The organism is Chromobacterium haemolyticum (genome assembly GCF_002081825.1).
Taxonomy (GTDB): Bacteria; Pseudomonadota; Gammaproteobacteria; order Burkholderiales; family Chromobacteriaceae; genus Chromobacterium; species Chromobacterium fluminis.
In genome coordinates this window covers 23,956-40,816 of sequence record NZ_MUKU01000043.1, presented here as the reverse complement: position 1 = coordinate 40,816, position 16,861 = coordinate 23,956, and the positions used below count along the sequence as shown (strand labels likewise).

Below are 16,861 nucleotides of genomic sequence, written 5' to 3'. Positions count from 1 at the left end.
ATACCACCAGCAGTGTTTGCGGCACGCTATCGCCAGCAGCGGACCACCGAACTATCAAGCAGTACCACTACCATGCAAACCTAGGACTTCTCTCCTTATCGCTGGTATGGCTGGAGGGGGAAGATCAAATTATCTATAAAGGAGATGTGGAGAATCTTTTAGGTGTGGTAATTGAGCGGATGCCGTCATTTAATATTTTTAAGTAAGCAAGGCGGCATTGTGCCGCTTGATTATAGTGAGTGTTATTTTTTTAAACTACTATTCTCTGCAAGTAGTTTTATTAGCTTTAAAACATGTTCTTGCCCGCTTGCTTGTACTTGTCGAGCGATCTCTTCTAAATCCAGGCTGTTGTTTTCTCTATTTGTGGGCAAATCTGCTGTATGGACTTGCGGAATGATTTGTCGTGATTCTGTATTTAGTTTTGATGTGCCTTCTTTGTGATCAATCGAGTCAAGCCAGAATGGCGGCAAGCTGAGTCGATGCTCTAAGTCTCTAGCAATTTTTTCGCCAAATGATTTTGTCCCACGGACCATGTCCGAGATCTGGGACTGCTTTTTGCCTGTTTTTCCCGCAAAGACGGTCTGGTTGTTGTCAAACCGTTCTTCGATGAGCCTGATGAGGTTTTGGCGGCGGATGTCTGAAATTTTCATAAAGCTATTCAAGCAGAAATTCACCAATTGGTGAAATCCCCTTTTGGTGTTGATTGCAATCACCGAACGGTGATAGTATCGGTGTATGGACCTGAAAACTTACCTCTTCAGCATGCCCCAGGCCGAAAGGGAGCAGTTTGCCGCCAAGTGCGGCACAACTTTTGGGCACTTGAAAAACATCGCTTACGGTGGTCGAAGATGCAATCTGCAGCTTGCCATCGAGGTGGAGCGGCATTCTATGCGGGTGGTGCGCTGCGAAAGCCTGCGACCTGACGCCAGCGCTTCGGTCGGCTACCTGAGAGGCACTGGGCCAGGCTTTGCGAAATCTAGCAGGGTACCAGGGGAGTGACTATGTTGATGTCCCATCACTTTCAATCGCCTACCGATACCTTGATTTACTGGGCCAAGGCGCAGCTGGATGGCCGTGGTCAGCCGCTGACTAGGTTTGCCGAAGCTCTGGCAGATAACTATTTGTCCATGACGCCACCGCAGCGTCGCTCATGTCCACTGGATGAGATCCCTGTCGATGGCAGCATGGACGATTTCTACTCCATCAAGGCCAAGAACGCCTTGGTGGTCGAGCGTTGGATGAAACGTGCAATCAAGTTACCGATGGAGATCCTTGCCGCATGGCTGGCCACGCTGGAGGGGAAGTACCGCGATGCGTGCTTGGTAGATTTGTTTCAGGTGCACGGTATGTTGGCGGTCCCCAGTGGTTCTACCGCAGATGCTGCCACCCTCGGCGCCACGATGCATTCCACCGCGGATATGTTCGTTCATCTCGCCGCGATTATTGCGGACGGAAAGGTGGACGCACACGATAGGGAGCGGATTATGCAAGCGCGCCTGGCGATGCGCCAACTGGCCGGGCAGTTGGCCGGCTGGGAGCTGGAGTTCGCGAAGGTGGATGAAAAGTAGGGCAGTTCTATGGACAAATCATTCGCTCTGAACTGGCTTTGCTTGTTCGATCTGCTTCGGCAGCGAGTACAAGTAAATGAGCAAAAAACGAGTCAACTCGTGCATTTGGTTGCAGAGGTCTTCATCAGCCTCGTCAACACCGTGAATGGCCTCATTGCCCTCCAAACGAAGCTGGTGAGCCCACTCCTGAAGGGCTGGAGTGATCCTGTGTTCTGCCGCGAGTTTATCAATGCGTTTCTCAAGTTTCCACGCTTCGATGTCTGGGGCCAAGGCCTTCAATGCCATCTCCATTGTCCGACGGTAGCCGGCGCATGCAGGAGAATACAAGCGAGATTTGCGAGCTTGTGCAGAGTCCTGAAAAGCTCTAGCAATATTGGCTGGCAAATGATCCGGCACTTCAATCGCCTCTGGGGTAGGCAAGATAGCGACGATGGTTGCTACTGCGCGACCATCTGGCCCGTTCAAATCTCCTGCAAAGTCTTTTGGGTCATACGAGCTTGTACAAAAAATAACGACGCATACAGGCCAGGAACAACCTGGGCATTGAAAAAAGATATTCCAAAGATTTTCTTGAAGAGGGTGGCGTTTCGAGGCTACGGCGGTAAATCCGAAGTTTTTCCCGTGACAGTGAGGGCAATCGTGCGTAAGGACAGCCATGAGCAACTCCAGTCTTGAAAAAATCATTCGACATGACATCGAGATTTCGAATGTTATCAAAAACTGGCCTGAACGTGCGCACACTCTGTTGATGCAGCAGTACCTGATCAGCAGGGACAAAGATGCATTCATTAGTGCCTTGATTGGTCAGCTCTGTGTCATGCATTCAATGAAGAGACTGCAGGGTGACGAATGAGCAACCAATGGCTGAGACTCTGGCATGACATGCCGAACGACCCTAAGTGGCGCACGATTAGCCGCCTGTCGGGGCAGCCCATTGCCTTGGTACAAGCCGTGTTTTTGCATCTGCTGGTTGATGCGTCACGCAATGTCACGCGAGGTCACGTGACTGTCACGCCAGAAGATTTATCCAGCGCCCTCGACGTGACAGAGGGAGAAATTCTGGCCATCCAAGAAGCCATGCAGGGCCGCGTATTGGACGGCAATAAGCTGTCCGGATGGGAGGGACGTCAGCCAAAGCGCGAGGACTCGGGCAATGAGAAAACCGGCGCAAAGTCAGCAGCAGAGCGGAAGAGGGAGCAACGGCAACGAGAGAAGGAAGCCAAAGAGTGCTCAGAGTCACAAGCAGAGTCACGGCATTGTCACGACGCGTCACGCAATGTCCCGCTAGATAAAGATAAAGATAAACCCACCTCACTACGTTCGGTGGGTGAACGCGCGCGTGACAGCTGCGACGGGTTCGCCGTCCCTGACGACTTTCAAGCGGCGCGGGTAGATGTGGCGAAAGCGCAGTCGCTAGGTTTGGACCTGCCGACCGAGATCGCCCGCTTTGTTGCTCACTACCAGGCGAGACGTGAGACCCGCGCTGATCTGCAAGCCTGGGAGGCTCAATTCCGCAAGTGGCTGCTGGACCAGCACCAGTTCAACGCCGACCGACAGCGAGTGACCGATGCCAGGTTGCAAGCTGCCCAGCACTCCACCACCAGCTCCAGCGCTAAGCAGGCCGCCCTGGGCTCCGTGCTTAACCCTCCGCCGCGGGGCCTACGGCCTGGCGAGCGTGAGATTCATGGGGAGGTGATCCCGGATGACGGATGATTTGATTCTGAATGCGAGCGGAAGCATCCCCTTGCGCTGGGTGGATGAAATTTTCCGGCGGCTCTCCGGCCGATTCGGAGCCCAGTTCACGGAGAAATTCCGTAGCGGAGTCATCGTCGACCAGCGCACCGGCAAGCTCCTGCAGCAGAGCGACAGCATGGACTACGCCGTAGACGCCGGCATCGAAGAGGCAAAGAAAGTTTGGGCCGAAGAACTCGACCTTGCTCGCATCTCCCCCGACCAGATCAAGCGCGGCCTGCTTGCCCTCCACCAGTATCCACCCAGTTGTGACGCGTTCATTCGCGCTTGTCTTGGCGGCTCGGACCTGGATCCAGAGTCGCTGTTCTACCGGGCCCAGGCCGAAATGGCAAAACGGCGCGCCCGTCGGCCGCAGAACTGGCCAAGCTCGATGCTGTTCTGGGCAGCGGCATCCCTCGGCAACGACCTACTGCACAGCGATTACCGCAGCATGCGCGGGCGCTGGATGGCGGCGCTGGATTCGAACCGACACCACCTTGGCGATATTCCCGACGTCAGCGACGAGGAGGCGTTGCCGGCACCTGAGCTGAGCCAGCAGGACGTGCAAGTCCGTATTGCCGATGTGCAGCGTGCGGCCAAGCGCATGAAATTCCCCAGCGACAACAGGGTGCGTTTGGAGTGGGCGTTCAAGATCGCCGACGAGACCGCCCGCGGGGTCTATCGCGGAGGAATGAGCGGCAAGCGCTTGGCCGCTGAGGCGATCCGTCAGTCGCATCAGGCCGTGCCTGAGTCCTTGCAGCCATTCCTGGCGAAAACGAAGCCCATGGAGGATGCGGCGTGACGGAATGGGCCAAAACCGCCGACAACACGAGGGAATGGCGCGGCTACCGCGTCGTGAAGTATGGCCATGGCACCGGCGCTGGCGCGATCTACCGGGCGTTCACGCCGGAGGGCGCCATGTTGTCCGTCGGCGCTGGCCCGGCTCAGGACCACATGGCGCGGTGCGAACAGCACCATGCCAACGCGAATGTGAAAGGGCGGTGATGGACATGTCGTTGCTTGTGCTTGGTGCGCTGCTTGGCAAGGGCCGCTCACCGCGGCGGGATGCTCGTGGGGAGGGGCCGCAATGATCGAACCAGCAGCAGCATTGGCACAGTGGGGGAAGTGGGCTGTTGATCATGGCAGCTTACGCAGTACCTGTTTCTCCATCGAGGGGCGTTACGCCAACGATCCTGTTCGATACCGGTTTGCCGAGGACAAGGAGACGGCGCGCCGCCGCAGCGAGAACCGCTATAGCCCGCTTATTGCCGGCCAGGTAGAGCAACTGGTGAATCAGCTTGCCAAGGGCGAGAGGGCAGTACTCCGCGCGAGGCATGTTCATTACCCGCATCTTGCAGATGAGGACATCGCACGTCGTCTAGCTATGAGCTTCAGTTCGTTTGATGGGCTGTTGCTGCAGGCAACGGTACGGTTTGGCCGGGCCTGGCGTCTGCTCCATCAGGAGGCGGCATAGCATGAGACGGCCACGTGGGAAGGGGCTTGCTTCGAAAATCTGCGATGTGCTGGCTGACGCGACGCGGCCGATGTTCTTGGGGGAGATCGAGGCGGCGTTGGACTTCCAATATGGCGCCGCGGAAATTATGTCGGTGTTGGTGAAGTTACAAAGGCACAAGTCGATTGAGGCTCAGGTTAGACCTCGTTGTGGGCCAGGGAGAAAAATTGCAAAAGCTTACTTACTTTCACCCAATCCTATTAAAATATTCTAATGTATTTTTGATTTCTACTATAATGCATTGCAAGGGTATGTATTATAAATGTTTTTCTATTTAGCTATTTGTTGATTGGAGTTTGCATGCAGAATCGTAAGAAATTGATATTTTGTTCAATCCTATTTGTACTTGTTCCTGCCTGCTCAGTTGCTATGGATAGATGCGATGCGGCTTTGCAGGACCACTTAAAGGATAATACTAAAATTATAAATTGGGAATCAAGAAATTTAGCACTCAATTCTGCCGCCTGTGTAGTAGGCTCTTCTACGCAAGGGGGCGGTTTGAGTGGGTTCGGTAGTGAAATATTGGGTAGTGCTGATTACAAGGAGACAAAAAGTAATGAAAAATGTGAATCAAGTAGTCAAGCTGAGAACATGGCCCGTTTCTATGGTTATGCTTCGCGATCGATAAAGCCAGAACTTGTTCAGGCCTGGTCAAAATGCAAAACTGAAACTATAGATGGGTTATTTTGCGAGTTGCAAATGGGAAGCTCATCTACAAGTGCTCGTATACGAGTTGTGTGGAGAGATGCTGGCCAGGCTACAGTTACACGTTCAACAGCCTATCTCATGAAGTTGGTTGGTCGCAATGATCAAGCCATTTTCAATGAAGGAGAAAAGCTACCATATGGCATATCAGAATTTATAGTGGAAAAATCTGCAGGTGATATCCGTAAAGAAGGACAGGGTGTTGTCAATGCAACGTCAGGTCAAAAGGCATTTTCATGCTTTTTTGTTTGGCTTCCATCTATTACGCCAGATGGTGAGGAGGGGCCTGAATGCGAAACTCTGCGGACAAAAATATCAGCTGTATTTTCAATGTTGAAATCCGTGCCTCTTGATGTTGTTAACTGTTGGGAAAGCTCAGATTCAAAGTGTGCGGAAGTCTTGGCTGGCATGAGCAATATGGATCGCCAAAATTATGGACAAGCACAAATAATGCTCGAGGATGCCATGAGACCTCTAAAAAGTATGCCAAAGAACATTTTGTTGGATAAGTTTGGTGCGTGTTCGATTTCAGAAAGTTATGGGCGATTTATAGGGAGGGTTTGTGTCAATTCGAACCCCATGGCCTGCATTCAGGGACGTACAGGGGCTGTTGCGCCAAATGCACCGTCGGGTGGCCCTGGGCCAATCCCAGTTCCAGGTGAGCATAGACAATAGTCAAAAGAATGGTTTGTTCCAGTTTTGAGGCTTTGTAGAATAGATGCTTATCAATTATAGTCAAATTATTGTTGCGCTAATTTCTGTCGTTCAATTATGGGTTGATTGCATCTCTAATCAACTCTTGATATTTGATCGTTTTGTTTCTTTAATCTTGCTTTTTCTTTTTTTGAGTGTTTTTGTGTTTTAATGAGTTTTCTGTTCTGGGGGTGAGTCGGTGTGTTATGTTTGGTGTTGAATCTTTTTTATTTGGTATACCTTCAGGGTGAGTTATATTTTTTTCTAGTAGGCCGCGCATGTAATTACACTTGTCTTCATGGTCCATGACTTTGTTTTCTGGTTGTGTCTCTTTGTTGTCCATGTTTGACTTTGTCCTTTGTTGGTTTACTGTTTGATTGGGTGTTTAATTTTTGGTGAATTGACTTGTGTCTTGATGCTAAGTATAGCTCAACGTATTATTTTGGAATTTTTGAGGTGCTTAATGGAGGTTGGGCAAGAAGTATTATTGCAAAGGTCGCAAAAAGACAGTACAGAAAGAAACATACATTGAAACATATAATGATTTTTGTTCGTTCTTTGGCTGACCATAGAATTGAGTAGTGCTCAACAAATGCGGGCCCGCCATTCGCGCTAACTACGGTAGATAAATCTCTGCCTTGAGCTATTTTCTCGCCATTTTTGTGGTACGGGGCACCAATGTAGGTATTGTATTTTAAGCTCTGAGTAAAATCTTCCGGGTAGTGATAAGTGTATTTATGTATTAGTGCAATTAAGCTAATGAATGTGGAAATAAAAAGCAAGATAAAGAAGGATGTTGTTGAAATCCAAAGCAGGAATGAATTGATTCTGGGTGTTTTGAATTTTAGACATGCTAGCATCGAAATTGTAAAAAAAACGGAAATGGTTACAAATGAGGGGGCAAGGTCATTACTCATGAATGTGTTGAAGATATTTTCAAATAACGTCAAGATTGCTGTAAATAATGTGCCTGCGGCTATTGTTAATTTGGTTTGTAATTCCACCTTGTTTGATGTTGAATTTATTGACTGGGTTTTGAGTGGGGATGTCATCGCATTTCCACGTTGTCAGGGTAGAGAAATGTAATTGGTTTTGTGTTGGGTGTGTTTGTGGATGGGTGTATGGGTTTGTAGTATTTAACTTTATTGCTCATGACTTTTTGAGTTGTTGCTTGGTATAAAAAATCAGGACCTATCCAAAGGCGCATCTCCGATTGGGGTACATTCCAAGTTGATGGCGTAGTTAAGTCTTGAAAGGTTAGTGCCGTGAGCATGTCAAAAATTAATTCTTGATTGTAATTTGAGGGGTGATCAAAAACATCACTGGGTAGTGTGTATACTCTAAGTGATGGTGGCTTGTGTTTTCTTGATTTAGTTGTGACATGTACTGTGACTTTGTGATAGGTAATTGGAGGTTTGTCATTATTTTTTGATACAATAAAATTATTGACATTATCGAGGAATGATTTGATTTCCATTATAAATTCTTTGCTGATGTACTTATATTTTGCGTCAGAAATAATGCTGCTAAATTTTGCTTGTGTGCGGGCTAGTAAGTATTGAGCTAGTATTAAGTCAGTGTTGCTCATCTGGTGTGCATGTTTGGCGAGTTCAATTGAATGTTGATAAAAAGTGAATGATAGCTCTTGGAACTCTTTGGGCTTGACGTCCGGCCGGTATACCGATATTGGCAATTGCAGTGTTTTTAACTGGGTCTGTTTGGCCGCGTTGATTTGTGGTCCAAAACTAGCCCTGGCGATGTCGCCCATATTTACTGAAGTATATTCCCCTATTGTAGGTGAAGGAGAGTTTGAACTTTTTGTTGGGGTGAAGTAAAAAAGCCTGCTTCCGGTTGGAATGGTTTTTAATTTATGTAACTGCGGGTTTAACGTCAGAAATGAGTTTGCAGTTTGTGAGTCCGTGGCTAGACCATTCAGTTGTAGAAAATCATTAATGGTTATGGGGTGTTCCACCCACTGTACTTGCTTTTCAAAATATTGAATTTTACTTGATTTTATCAAATCATTATTTTCTTGATAAATTACTTGGTGGGTTTTATCGGGTTCATCTATAGGAAGTGCAATTGTACGAATGTTAATCGTTTGTGCAGCCGTGCATTCCATAAAAATATAGAAAAAATACATGCGTAAATACATGTTATTTCCTAGTGAGTAACGTTTACTCGTTTATCATAGGTTGTAATGGTGAAATTGCAAGAACGCTTACGAATGTTGTTTGATTGATGCTGGAAGTGTGCTGGCTTAGATTAAGAGGATTCGCCAATACAATATGTAATTAGTTCTTTACTGCCAAGATAGGTTGTGTTTTATAATTAAAACTCGCCTAGTGGCGCGTTACCAACGCTTCATCCGACGTTGGCCGCTCGTGAGAGTAGCGAAATCGGATGACCTAATTGCAATAAAAAAAGCCCCCGGAAAGGGGTAATGCCAGTCAGTTAAGGATTTTGAAGCTACTTTTTTGATGCCAAATGTAGCTGAAACCATAGAAAAAACACCGTTCCCCATGCTTGGCGAACGGTGTTTTTCTCTTAACTGACTAGCATTACCGGAAAGGGGGCTTTTTGCTATCTGCGCTTAGCTCAAACGCCGCGCCAATTCCTCGCCTATCCTTCTCATCGGCTCCGGATCACTCATACCGAAGTGGTCGCAGTCCAGCTCCACGCACTCCAGCGTGCCGCCGAGGAAGGGCCGCCAGTCTTCCGGCTTGGGCGCGTCTTCCGGGTGGATGCCGGCGCGGAACAGCAACACATCGCCGTCGTAACGCGGGGTTTCGCTGTCGCGGAACAATTGCATGCCATGCAGCGAGGCCTCGCCCAGCCGCTCCAGCGCGGCGCGGCCCAGCGGCGCCAGCGGGCTGCCGGGGCGCAGTAGGCGTTGATAGATCGCCTCATTGTCCAGCGGCTGGCCGTTCTCGTCGGCGTCCACTTCGCCGTTGACGCTGAGCACCGTCACCAGCGCGTCGTGCAATGTCGGTTGCGGCCGGCCCTGCCAGCTGGCGGTTGGATAGCTGTCCATCAGCGCCGCCAGTTCCACGGTTTCGCCGGCGGCGCGTAGCTGTGCAGCCATCGCCTGCGCCAGTCCGCCGCCCAGCGACCAGCCCAGCAGCCGGTACGGCCCTTGCGGCTGGACTTCGCGCACGCGGGCCACGTAGTCCGCCACCATCGCGTCGAAGCTGGCCGGCTTGTCGCCGGTGATGCCGGTGGCCTGCAGGCCGTAGATGGCCACGCCGGGCAGGTGCTTGGCCAGGCCCAGATAGCACCAGGACAAGCCTTCCGCCGGGTGCAGGCAGAACAGCGCCGGCAGCGCGCCGGGCTGGATGGTCAGCAGCGGCGCGAACTCCTGGCCCTCGCTGGCGGACGGCGGCCGGTGCGCGGCGGGCGCGCTCAACGCCTGCGCCAGCGCCGCCACCGTGCTGTGGCTGAACAGCGCGGACACCGCCACTTCGCGGTTCAGGCGCTGCGCCAGCCGGTTGGCCACCTGGATGGCTTGCAGCGATTTGCCGCCCAGTTCGAAGAAATTGGCGTGGCGGCTGGGCGGGGTGACGCCCAGCACTTGCTGCCACACCTCCATCACCTGACGTTCCAGCGGGCTGGCGTCTTCCGCCGCGGCCGGCGCTTGCGCTTCCATGCCGGCGGCCAGCTGCTTGCGGTCTATCTTGCCGTTGACGTTGCGCGGCAGGCTGTCCAGCCAGCGCCAATGATCCGGGATCGCCGCCGCCGGCAGCACCTCGGCCAAGCGCGAGCGCATCGTCGCCGGCTCGGTCTCGCCGCCGCTGAGGAAGGCGGCCAGGGTATAGCCGCCGCCGGCCAGCGGCAGGCCCACCACCGCGGCCTCGCGCACCTCCGGGCAGGCCAGCAGCGCGTTTTCGATTTCGGCCGGATCGATGCGCAGGCCGCTGATCTTCATTTCATGATCCAGCCGGCCCAGGAAGCGCAGCTGGCCGTCGCTCAGACGCGCGCGGTCGCCGGTGCGGTAGGCGCGCGGCGCGCCGGGCAGGGCGTCCAGGGTGACGAAGCGGCGCGCGGTCAGTTCTTCGCGGCCCAGGTAGCCGATGGCCAGTGCGTCGCCCAGCAGGCACAGTTCGCCGTCCTCGCCCTGCGCCACGGGCTGCAGGCGCTCGTCGACGATGACGGCGCGCACGCCGGGGCGCGGCAGGCCGATGGGCACGCTGTCTCCGCCGTCCCACACCGCGCCGGGGCCGGACAGGATGGCGCTGGTGGCGATGATGGAGGCCTCGGTGGGCCCATAGCTGTTGAGCAGCACGCTGCTGGGCAACAGCGCCTGCCAGCGGCCGGCGCGTTCCGGCAGCGCGGCTTCGCCGCCGATGATGGTCAGCCGCACGCTGGCCAGCTGCGCGGCCAGTTCCGGCTGCAAGGCGAAGGCCAGTTCGTGCCAGAAGGCGGTGGGCAGGTCCAGCACGCTGATGCGCTGGCGCGCCACCGCGGCGGCGAAGGCCGGCATGGATTCCAGCATCGCGTCGGTGCGCAGCACCAGGGTGCCGCCATGGCACAGCGCCAGGAAGATTTCCTCGATGCTGGCGTCAAAGTGCAGCGGCGCGAATTGCAGAATGCGTTCGTCGGCGCCGATGCGGTACAGCTGGCCGGCGCTGCTGACGAACTGGGCCAGCGCGCCGTGGCTGACCAGCACGCCGTTGGGCTTGCCGGTGGAGCCGGAGGTGTAGAGCAGATAAGCGGCTTGCTCAGCCGCCGGCGCCGGGTCCGCGGCGGCTAGCGCGTCCTGTTGCGGCGGCAGGTCCAGGCACAGCGCCGGCACGGCGCCCAAGAGCGGACGCCAGGCGCTCAGGGTAACGGCCAGCCGCGGCTGCGCGTCGTCCAGCACCATGGCCAGCCGCGTCGGCGGGCCGTGCGGGTCCAGCGGCACATAGCAGCCGCCGGCCCACAGCGTGGCCAGGATGGCGACAATGGCTTCCGGGCTGCGCGGCAGCACGATGGCCACCCGTTCCTCCGCCTGCAGGCCGGCGGCTTGCAAGCGGCCGGCCAGTTGCAGCACGCGCTGCAACAGCTCGCGGTAGGACAGGCGCTCGCCATCCTGTTCCAGCGCCGTCGCGTCCGGCCGCGCGGCGGCGGCGGCGCGGATCAGGCTCAGCACCTCCCGCGGTTCGCGCTCCAGCGCCGCGCCGTCCAGCACGCTCAGCGGCGGCAGCTCCGGCAGCAACTCGCTCAGCGCGGCGTCCGGCGCGCGGCCGGCCCAGGCGTCCAGCCAGGCCAGCAAATCGTCGCGCAGGCCGTCCAGTTCCGTCTGCGGATAGGCGTTGGGGTTGGCTTCCAGGCACAGCCGCCATTCGGTGTTCAACAGACTGAAATTGATCGACACGTCCTCCACCGGGCCGGAGCCCAGCGGCAGCACCCGGCTGTCCAGGCCGGCGAATGGCGCGCGGCGGTCGAAAGGCATCAGGTTCACCACCGCGCCGAACAAGCGCTGCTGGCCGCCGACGCGCGCCAGATCGCCGCGCAGCTGCTCGTAGCGATAGCGCTGATGCGGCCGGATCGCGCGCAGGCTGTCCGCCAGCTGGCGGCTCAGCTCCGCCGCGCCCAGCTCTTCGTCCAGCCGCAGGCTCAGCGGCGCGATATTCATCGCCATGCACGGCACCGCCAGCGCTGGCGTGCCCAGGCGGTTCATCACCGGCAGGCCCAGGGTCAGCGCGCGGCGGCCGCTGTGTTTGGCCAGCCAAGCCCCCACCGCCGCCAGCAGCCAAGCGCCCCAGTCCACGCCGTGCTGTTTGGCGGAGGCCTGCCAGGCGGCGATCTGCGCCGGGCTCAGCCATTGCTCGGCCTTGTTCACCCCGTCCGCCAGCAAGGCGGCGGGCGCCAGCGTGCTGGCCGCCGGCTGCCGGCCCTGGCGCTGCAGCCAGAAGGCGCGGTCCTGCGCGCAGGCCTCGCTGGCCTGGTAGGCGTGATCGGCGGCGACGATCTTGTCCAGCGACCAATCCGCCAGCGGCGGCAGGGCCTGCTGCTTGACGCGGGCGCTGTAGCGCGCCGCCAGCGCCTGGCTCAGCAGGCCGTAGGCGAAGCCGTCCAGCGCGATATGGTGGGTCTGCAGATACCACCAGTGCCGCTCCGGCCCCAGCTTCAACACCGCGCCCAAATAGAGCGCGTCCCGCGCCGGATCGCACGGCCGCGCCAGCGCCTGAGCCACCCAGGCCCGCGCCGCCGCTTCCGGTTCCGCTTCCGCGCTGAAGTCCAGGCAGGCAATCTCCGCCTGTGCGGCCACCGGCTGCTGCCACAGCTGGCTGCCGTCAAACTCGAAGCGCATGTTCAGCGCCGCGCAGTGAGCCAACACCTCCGCGGCACTGTCGCGCAAGGCATCCAGGTTCAACGCGCCGCGCAACTCCGTGGCTTCGGCGGTGAGGTAACTCGGGTTGTCCGGGGAAAGTTGCTGCCCCATCCAGATGCCGTGCTGCGCGGCGCTGACGGGGAGGCGAGAAGCGGTCAAAGTCATAAGAAGGCGTGCCGATGCGGTTCCATGCCTGCGCGATGATGCGTGGGCAGATCAAGTGAGAGCCGCAATCTTACACCACAAACGGGAATGATTATCAATACTGGTTAGTTTTTTTTGTCATATTTCTTCACGCCAGATGGCCCAGCGACAGCTGAAGGGAAGAGGCCATGAATCCGCTTTGGCGCTAAAGCCGGCTAGCTTGTTCAAATTGTTGCAGTTCGGCATATATGAAATTGGGCAGGTCATATATCAATAAACACAAGGCTTTAGTATATTGACGACGTGGTGCCGAAGTTGCGTTCCACACATCAAAAACAAGAAGAGCGGGTAAATTCGTGGCAATTGAGGTCCGTTGCAAACACTGTTCACGAAAGCTTGCGGAGGGCATTTATTCGTATTTGTCGATTAAATGTCCGCGGTGCAAGATGATCAATACCTGGAGGGCCTAGAGCCCCTATCCAGAGCGTCCATGAGCGCCAGCCATCAAGGTGCTCATGGATGCCTCAGCAAAACCAACAGTTGGAAGCTTGTTCGCCGGGATCGGCGGATTTGACATTGGGTTTGAAAACGCAGGATTCAGAACGGTCTGGCAAGTCGAAATCAACCCCATATGCAGAGCAGTGCTCTCCGACCGATTCCCCCATGCAAAGCAGTATGAAGACGTCCGAGCAGTCGGCGCCGGCCTTGAACGGGTTGACGTCATTGTCGGAGGTTTCCCATGCCAAGACCTCTCAACCATGGGCAAGCGAAGAGGGCTGGAGGGCGAACGCTCAGGGCTGTTCTACGAAGTCTGCCGCATTGCAACCGAGCTTCAGCCTCGCTGGCTGGTCCTTGAAAACGTCACGGGGCTGCTCTCTTGCGGACATGGCCGAGACTTCCAGGAAGTCATTTCAACGCTTGCCGAATGCGGGTATGTGGGATATTGGCGGGTGCTTAATGCTCAATATTTCGGAATCCCCACGAGCCGCCGAAGGGTATTCATTGTCGCAGGTCTTCGCGAGCATCCCCCCGTGGAGTTGCTGGCTGACGCCGCGCCAATGGGAGTGTTACCAAGGCAGGAGATTACGGGACAATCGCAGAAACCTTTTCCTACCTTACTTGCAGGATCATCGCCTAGCCAGGTTGATCTTAGCGGCGCCAACATCGTCGTTGAGTCCAACGGATGGCGTGCGATGGCTGACAGGGCCCGAGCGTCTGACGATCATGGGCTTTGCCTCGGACTGGATGCGACCAACTTTACAGAGGCTCATGCTGCCGGCAACGCCGTTGCCCCGCAAATCGCGGCGTGGATCGCGGGGCACTTGATCAGGGCTATGTGATGGAGTGTTCGTCTACTTAGTCTATTGCGGAGAGGATTTGACTCGCTTCTTCATGCTGCTTTGCAAACGCCAGCAACCGGTGATAGCAATGAGTCAAATGCTCGGTAGAGCGGGGGCTTAGTTTGCTGAATAGCAACTGGTTAATTGCAAAAAGCGTGGCAACTATACCGGCTGCCGGTGCAGACATTTCGCCTTCAAAATAATTGCCTGGGCATGAGATTTTGAAATTCTGTCTTGCATCGGGAGCCATAAAATACCCGTTATTCGATAATTTATAGAATATCCAAGATCCACCGTTGTAGTCAGTGGATAGAGCCTCCATCCAAGAGTAAACCAAATTTTCGCCCTGAATCATCAGGCTGAGCCCAAAAAAGTCAGGAAGGAACTGGCTGCGCGAGCATGTAGGGACTTTAGCGGATTGGATATGGTCTCTTGTCGTAGTCATCAGATTTCTCCGGTTGTGACCTAGCATGAGCTGGCCTTCAGTGGGGAAGTTAGGTCAAAATGTCCTAGCAATCAAGGGTATATAGCTCCTTTGTGTAAAATGATGCATGTATGCAACAAATTGATTTTGTGGCTTGACCGTTAGGACATAATGTCCTAAATTGCTTGTGAAGGCCGCCTTCTGGCAGGTCAAAACCGGAGCAAACCGATGAATGCAAATGAGATCAAGGCTATCAACAAGGCTCTAGATATAGTTGAAAGCCATTTAAAGCGCCCTGGAGTTCTGTTGAATAGTCCGGATTTGGTGAAAAAATATCTTGTGTTGCAATTGGCTCTTGAGGAACAGGAGATTTTATCTTTAATCTTCTTAGATGTTCATATGCGACTTATTGCGTATGAGCCCATGTTCGTTGGGAGTTTGACAGAATGTCGCGTCTATCCGCGCGAGATCATTAAAGCCGTTCTTCACCATAATGCGGCAGCTATCATTATTAGTCACAACCATCCTGGTGGAGTGGCCTATCCGTCACCGGCTGATAAAAACCTAACAGTGTCCCTGAATGACAGTCTAAAAGTGATTGAAGTTCAATTGGTGGATCATGTTATTGTGGCTGGCAATACAACATTCTCATTTGCTGATAAAGGTTTGCTATAGCGTTTGGCGGGCATTGCCCGCCTAATAACGAAGCAAGGAATAGCAATGGAAAAAATCCAAGTGTATGGCGGAACGATTCGGCCCGAATGTTTTTTGCCGTTTGCCAAGGGTTGGATGCCGCCGACGCCTGAAGAAATAAAATTGATTTTAAGAGGCGCAGGCAACCTTACGGGTAGTGATGTCGGAGAATTAGTCGGAGTGACTTCGCGAACAGTACGACGATGGATTGGAGAGCCCGATAAGCCCATTCCCTATGCTTGCTGGGCAATTTTAGTAGAAAAGGCCGGTTTTGGTCGAATATGGGGAGGGACGCCGTGACTCAGCCACTATCAGGCGAGGAAACCATAAAGGCGGTCAGGAAGAGGCAGAGTGAAACGCTACTGGCTTTTTCGACTGGGAAGGATGCTATCGCGGCAATGTTGGCCATACAGCCTCATTTTGACGCGGTGCATCCCTATTATCTTTATCTGGTGCCTGGCTTGGAGTTTGTTGAGGAGTCAATTGATTATTATGAACGCTTTTTTGGCGTTCAGATCAAGCGTTTGCCGCACCCGTCATTGCATCGCTGGTTGAACAGCTTCATTTTCCAGCCCCCGGAGCGATGCCGGGTAATCGAGCAGGCCGGCTTGCCTAACTTTGAGTACACCGACATCCAACGGGCGATCGTGGAGAGTGAGGGCTTGCCACAAAACATGTTGGTAGCAGATGGGGTTCGCGCGGCGGACAGTCCAATGCGCAGAATCGCCATCATGACGCATGGGCCGGTTAGCTACAAACAACTCCGCTTTCATCCCGTTTGGGATTGGAGGAAGGCTGATTTAATCACCGCGTTCAAGAAGGCAAATGTTCGGCTGCCCGTCGATTACAAAATTTGGGGGCGATCTTTCGATGGCCTGGACCTGCGTTTTATCTTGCCGATGAAAAAGCACCTGCCACGCGATTACAAAAAGGTTTTGGAATGGTTTCCCTTGATCGAGCTTGAGGTGTTCCGCTGGGAGAAGACGCATGGCTGAAGAAAAGCTTACCAAAAAGCAGGAACTCATCCAGGCCTCAAAGGCTAAGGCCAAGCGCGCTCGTGAAAGCGCAGAGTTGGCCAAGGTGGCGCGCAAGGCGCCGGCGCTGGTGCAAATGCCAGATCCCACTGGAGACATTGAAGCGGATAGCCTTGCTGATCTGGATGCTGTGCAAAGAGGGTTCCGTGAGCGAGCGAAGAACGAAGACAAACGGTTTGAGCTGGTTGTGGATTCGGAATACTGGTTCGCCGTGTGCTTTCAGTCCCGAGCGCAAAAAGAGCGCTTTCTGATGGCTATGAAGTGGATTGAGCTTGGCGACAAATATTTAGACGGCCAGGAGGTCGCCAGGCTTATGGGGGTTGATCTGCCGGCTGAGCAGGTGCCTTTCCAGTCAACCGGCAAGATCGACAAGGACTGGCTGTCGTTTGTGAAGGATTGACGTTGTGAGAAACTTTCTGAGTCGAGCCGCGACCGCTGTGCGCGGTTTTTTTTCGCGCCGAGCAAGCGCGCCGAGTCGTTCGCGCTCCAGCGGCAGCTAAATGCGGGCTTTCATGGGAGGCCGCGGTTTCATGACCGCCAGGCCGGGATCCATTACTTTTCGACCTTCGGGTGGCGCGCAGTCGCGGCGCGCCGCGAGCGTGGCGAACTCCCGATCAAGTGGTTCGTAGACGAGCAGAAAGAGAGGCCACCGAAATAGGCGGCCTTTCCTTTTTATGGAGGGTATGGGGCAGCAGCAAGTGAT

21 protein-coding genes are annotated in these 16,861 nt (G+C 54.6%); 15 read left to right on the top strand and 6 right to left on the bottom strand.

What is annotated here, in order from left to right:
* A partial coding sequence (locus B0T39_RS25980) for a hypothetical protein (RefSeq protein WP_217806313.1) occupies positions 1-206 on the top strand: 206 nt, incomplete at its 5' end.
* A gap of 36 nt (positions 207-242) precedes the next feature.
* Here the strand turns inward: B0T39_RS25980 and B0T39_RS25325 are convergent.
* Positions 243-650, bottom strand: a complete 408-nt coding sequence (locus B0T39_RS25325; RefSeq protein WP_141111351.1) for a hypothetical protein — start codon at positions 648-650, stop codon at positions 243-245.
* A gap of 351 nt (positions 651-1,001) precedes the next feature.
* Between B0T39_RS25325 and B0T39_RS21760 the strand changes: the two genes are divergently transcribed.
* Entirely contained in the window at positions 1,002-1,568 is a 567-nt protein-coding gene (locus tag B0T39_RS21760; protein ID WP_081550426.1) for a hypothetical protein, read from the top strand.
* An 18-nt stretch (positions 1,569-1,586) separates the two neighbouring features.
* Here B0T39_RS21760 and B0T39_RS21755 read toward each other — a convergent pair whose 3' ends face one another.
* Positions 1,587-2,225 (bottom strand): DUF4145 domain-containing protein, encoded by a 639-nt coding sequence (locus B0T39_RS21755; protein WP_081550424.1) that lies wholly within the window; start codon positions 2,223-2,225, stop codon positions 1,587-1,589.
* Here B0T39_RS21755 and B0T39_RS21750 point away from each other — a divergent pair.
* The 6 genes from B0T39_RS21750 (at position 2,224) to B0T39_RS25315 (ending at position 6,192) form a co-directional block, all read left to right on the top strand.
* Positions 2,224-2,421 (top strand): hypothetical protein, encoded by a 198-nt coding sequence (locus tag B0T39_RS21750; RefSeq protein ID WP_081550422.1) that lies wholly within the window; start codon positions 2,224-2,226, stop codon positions 2,419-2,421. The two genes, B0T39_RS21755 and B0T39_RS21750, sit on opposite strands and share 2 nt — an antisense overlap.
* Positions 2,418-3,281, top strand: a complete 864-nt coding sequence (locus tag B0T39_RS25750; RefSeq protein ID WP_081550420.1) for a hypothetical protein — start codon at positions 2,418-2,420, stop codon at positions 3,279-3,281. Before B0T39_RS21750 ends, B0T39_RS25750 begins: the two co-directional genes overlap by 4 nt.
* Positions 3,271-4,101 carry a hypothetical protein gene (locus B0T39_RS21740; protein WP_081550418.1) on the top strand — a complete coding sequence of 277 codons (831 nt, stop codon included), beginning with the start codon at positions 3,271-3,273 and terminating at the stop codon, positions 4,099-4,101. The genes B0T39_RS25750 and B0T39_RS21740 overlap by 11 nt, the downstream gene beginning before the upstream one ends.
* Positions 4,098-4,304, top strand: coding sequence for a hypothetical protein (locus B0T39_RS21735; RefSeq protein ID WP_081550416.1), 207 nt, complete (start codon positions 4,098-4,100; stop codon positions 4,302-4,304). Before B0T39_RS21740 ends, B0T39_RS21735 begins: the two co-directional genes overlap by 4 nt.
* Positions 4,305-4,386: 82 nt before the next feature.
* The gene (locus tag B0T39_RS21730) at positions 4,387-4,773 is read left to right on the top strand and encodes a hypothetical protein (protein ID WP_081550414.1); all 387 of its coding nucleotides are present in this window, start codon (positions 4,387-4,389) and stop codon (positions 4,771-4,773) included.
* A gap of 339 nt (positions 4,774-5,112) precedes the next feature.
* Complete coding sequence (locus tag B0T39_RS25315) at positions 5,113-6,192, top strand: hypothetical protein (RefSeq protein WP_141111349.1); 1,080 nt, start codon at positions 5,113-5,115, stop codon at positions 6,190-6,192.
* Between the two features lie 148 nt (positions 6,193-6,340).
* On the opposite strand, the gene B0T39_RS25310 is transcribed toward B0T39_RS25315, so the two are convergent.
* On the bottom strand, positions 6,341-6,553 hold the full coding sequence (locus B0T39_RS25310; RefSeq protein WP_141111348.1) for a hypothetical protein: 213 nt from the start codon (positions 6,551-6,553) through the stop codon (positions 6,341-6,343).
* A gap of 416 nt (positions 6,554-6,969) precedes the next feature.
* On the opposite strand from B0T39_RS25310, the gene B0T39_RS25305 reads away from it, so the two are divergent.
* Positions 6,970-7,296 (top strand): hypothetical protein, encoded by a 327-nt coding sequence (locus B0T39_RS25305; protein ID WP_141111347.1) that lies wholly within the window; start codon positions 6,970-6,972, stop codon positions 7,294-7,296.
* On the opposite strand, the gene B0T39_RS25300 is transcribed toward B0T39_RS25305, so the two are convergent.
* Together B0T39_RS25300 and B0T39_RS21720 are read right to left on the bottom strand one after the other, a co-directional pair.
* On the bottom strand, positions 7,259-8,365 hold the full coding sequence (locus tag B0T39_RS25300; protein WP_176219630.1) for a hypothetical protein: 1,107 nt from the start codon (positions 8,363-8,365) through the stop codon (positions 7,259-7,261). The two genes, B0T39_RS25305 and B0T39_RS25300, sit on opposite strands and share 38 nt — an antisense overlap.
* A gap of 438 nt (positions 8,366-8,803) precedes the next feature.
* Positions 8,804-12,688, bottom strand: coding sequence for a non-ribosomal peptide synthetase (locus B0T39_RS21720; RefSeq protein ID WP_081550410.1), 3,885 nt, complete (start codon positions 12,686-12,688; stop codon positions 8,804-8,806).
* A gap of 335 nt (positions 12,689-13,023) precedes the next feature.
* On the opposite strand from B0T39_RS21720, the gene B0T39_RS21715 reads away from it, so the two are divergent.
* A complete protein-coding gene (locus B0T39_RS21715; protein ID WP_217806312.1) occupies positions 13,024-13,137 on the top strand; it encodes a Com family DNA-binding transcriptional regulator in 114 nt (37 codons plus the stop codon).
* A 45-nt stretch (positions 13,138-13,182) separates the two neighbouring features.
* The gene (locus B0T39_RS21710; protein ID WP_081550408.1) at positions 13,183-14,007 is read left to right on the top strand and encodes a DNA cytosine methyltransferase; all 825 of its coding nucleotides are present in this window, start codon (positions 13,183-13,185) and stop codon (positions 14,005-14,007) included.
* Positions 14,008-14,023: 16 nt separating this feature from the next.
* Here the strand turns inward: B0T39_RS21710 and B0T39_RS21705 are convergent, their stop codons facing one another.
* Positions 14,024-14,452: an antirestriction protein gene (locus B0T39_RS21705; protein ID WP_081550406.1), complete on the bottom strand. Its 429-nt coding sequence runs from the start codon at positions 14,450-14,452 to the stop codon at positions 14,024-14,026.
* Between the two features lie 207 nt (positions 14,453-14,659).
* Between B0T39_RS21705 and B0T39_RS21700 the strand changes: the two genes are divergently transcribed.
* Genes B0T39_RS21700 through B0T39_RS21685 form a run of 4 tightly spaced genes read left to right on the top strand, consistent with a single transcriptional unit; the run spans position 14,660 to position 16,558 of the window.
* Positions 14,660-15,106: a JAB domain-containing protein gene (locus tag B0T39_RS21700; protein ID WP_081550404.1), complete on the top strand. Its 447-nt coding sequence runs from the start codon at positions 14,660-14,662 to the stop codon at positions 15,104-15,106.
* A 45-nt stretch (positions 15,107-15,151) separates the two neighbouring features.
* The gene (locus B0T39_RS21695; RefSeq protein ID WP_081550402.1) at positions 15,152-15,424 is read left to right on the top strand and encodes a helix-turn-helix domain-containing protein; all 273 of its coding nucleotides are present in this window, start codon (positions 15,152-15,154) and stop codon (positions 15,422-15,424) included.
* On the top strand, positions 15,421-16,119 hold the full coding sequence (locus B0T39_RS21690; RefSeq protein WP_254894624.1) for a phosphoadenosine phosphosulfate reductase: 699 nt from the start codon (positions 15,421-15,423) through the stop codon (positions 16,117-16,119). Before B0T39_RS21695 ends, B0T39_RS21690 begins: the two co-directional genes overlap by 4 nt.
* Positions 16,112-16,558, top strand: coding sequence for a hypothetical protein (locus B0T39_RS21685; RefSeq protein ID WP_081550398.1), 447 nt, complete (start codon positions 16,112-16,114; stop codon positions 16,556-16,558). The genes B0T39_RS21690 and B0T39_RS21685 overlap by 8 nt, the downstream gene beginning before the upstream one ends.
* Positions 16,559-16,861: the final 303 nt, after the last annotated feature.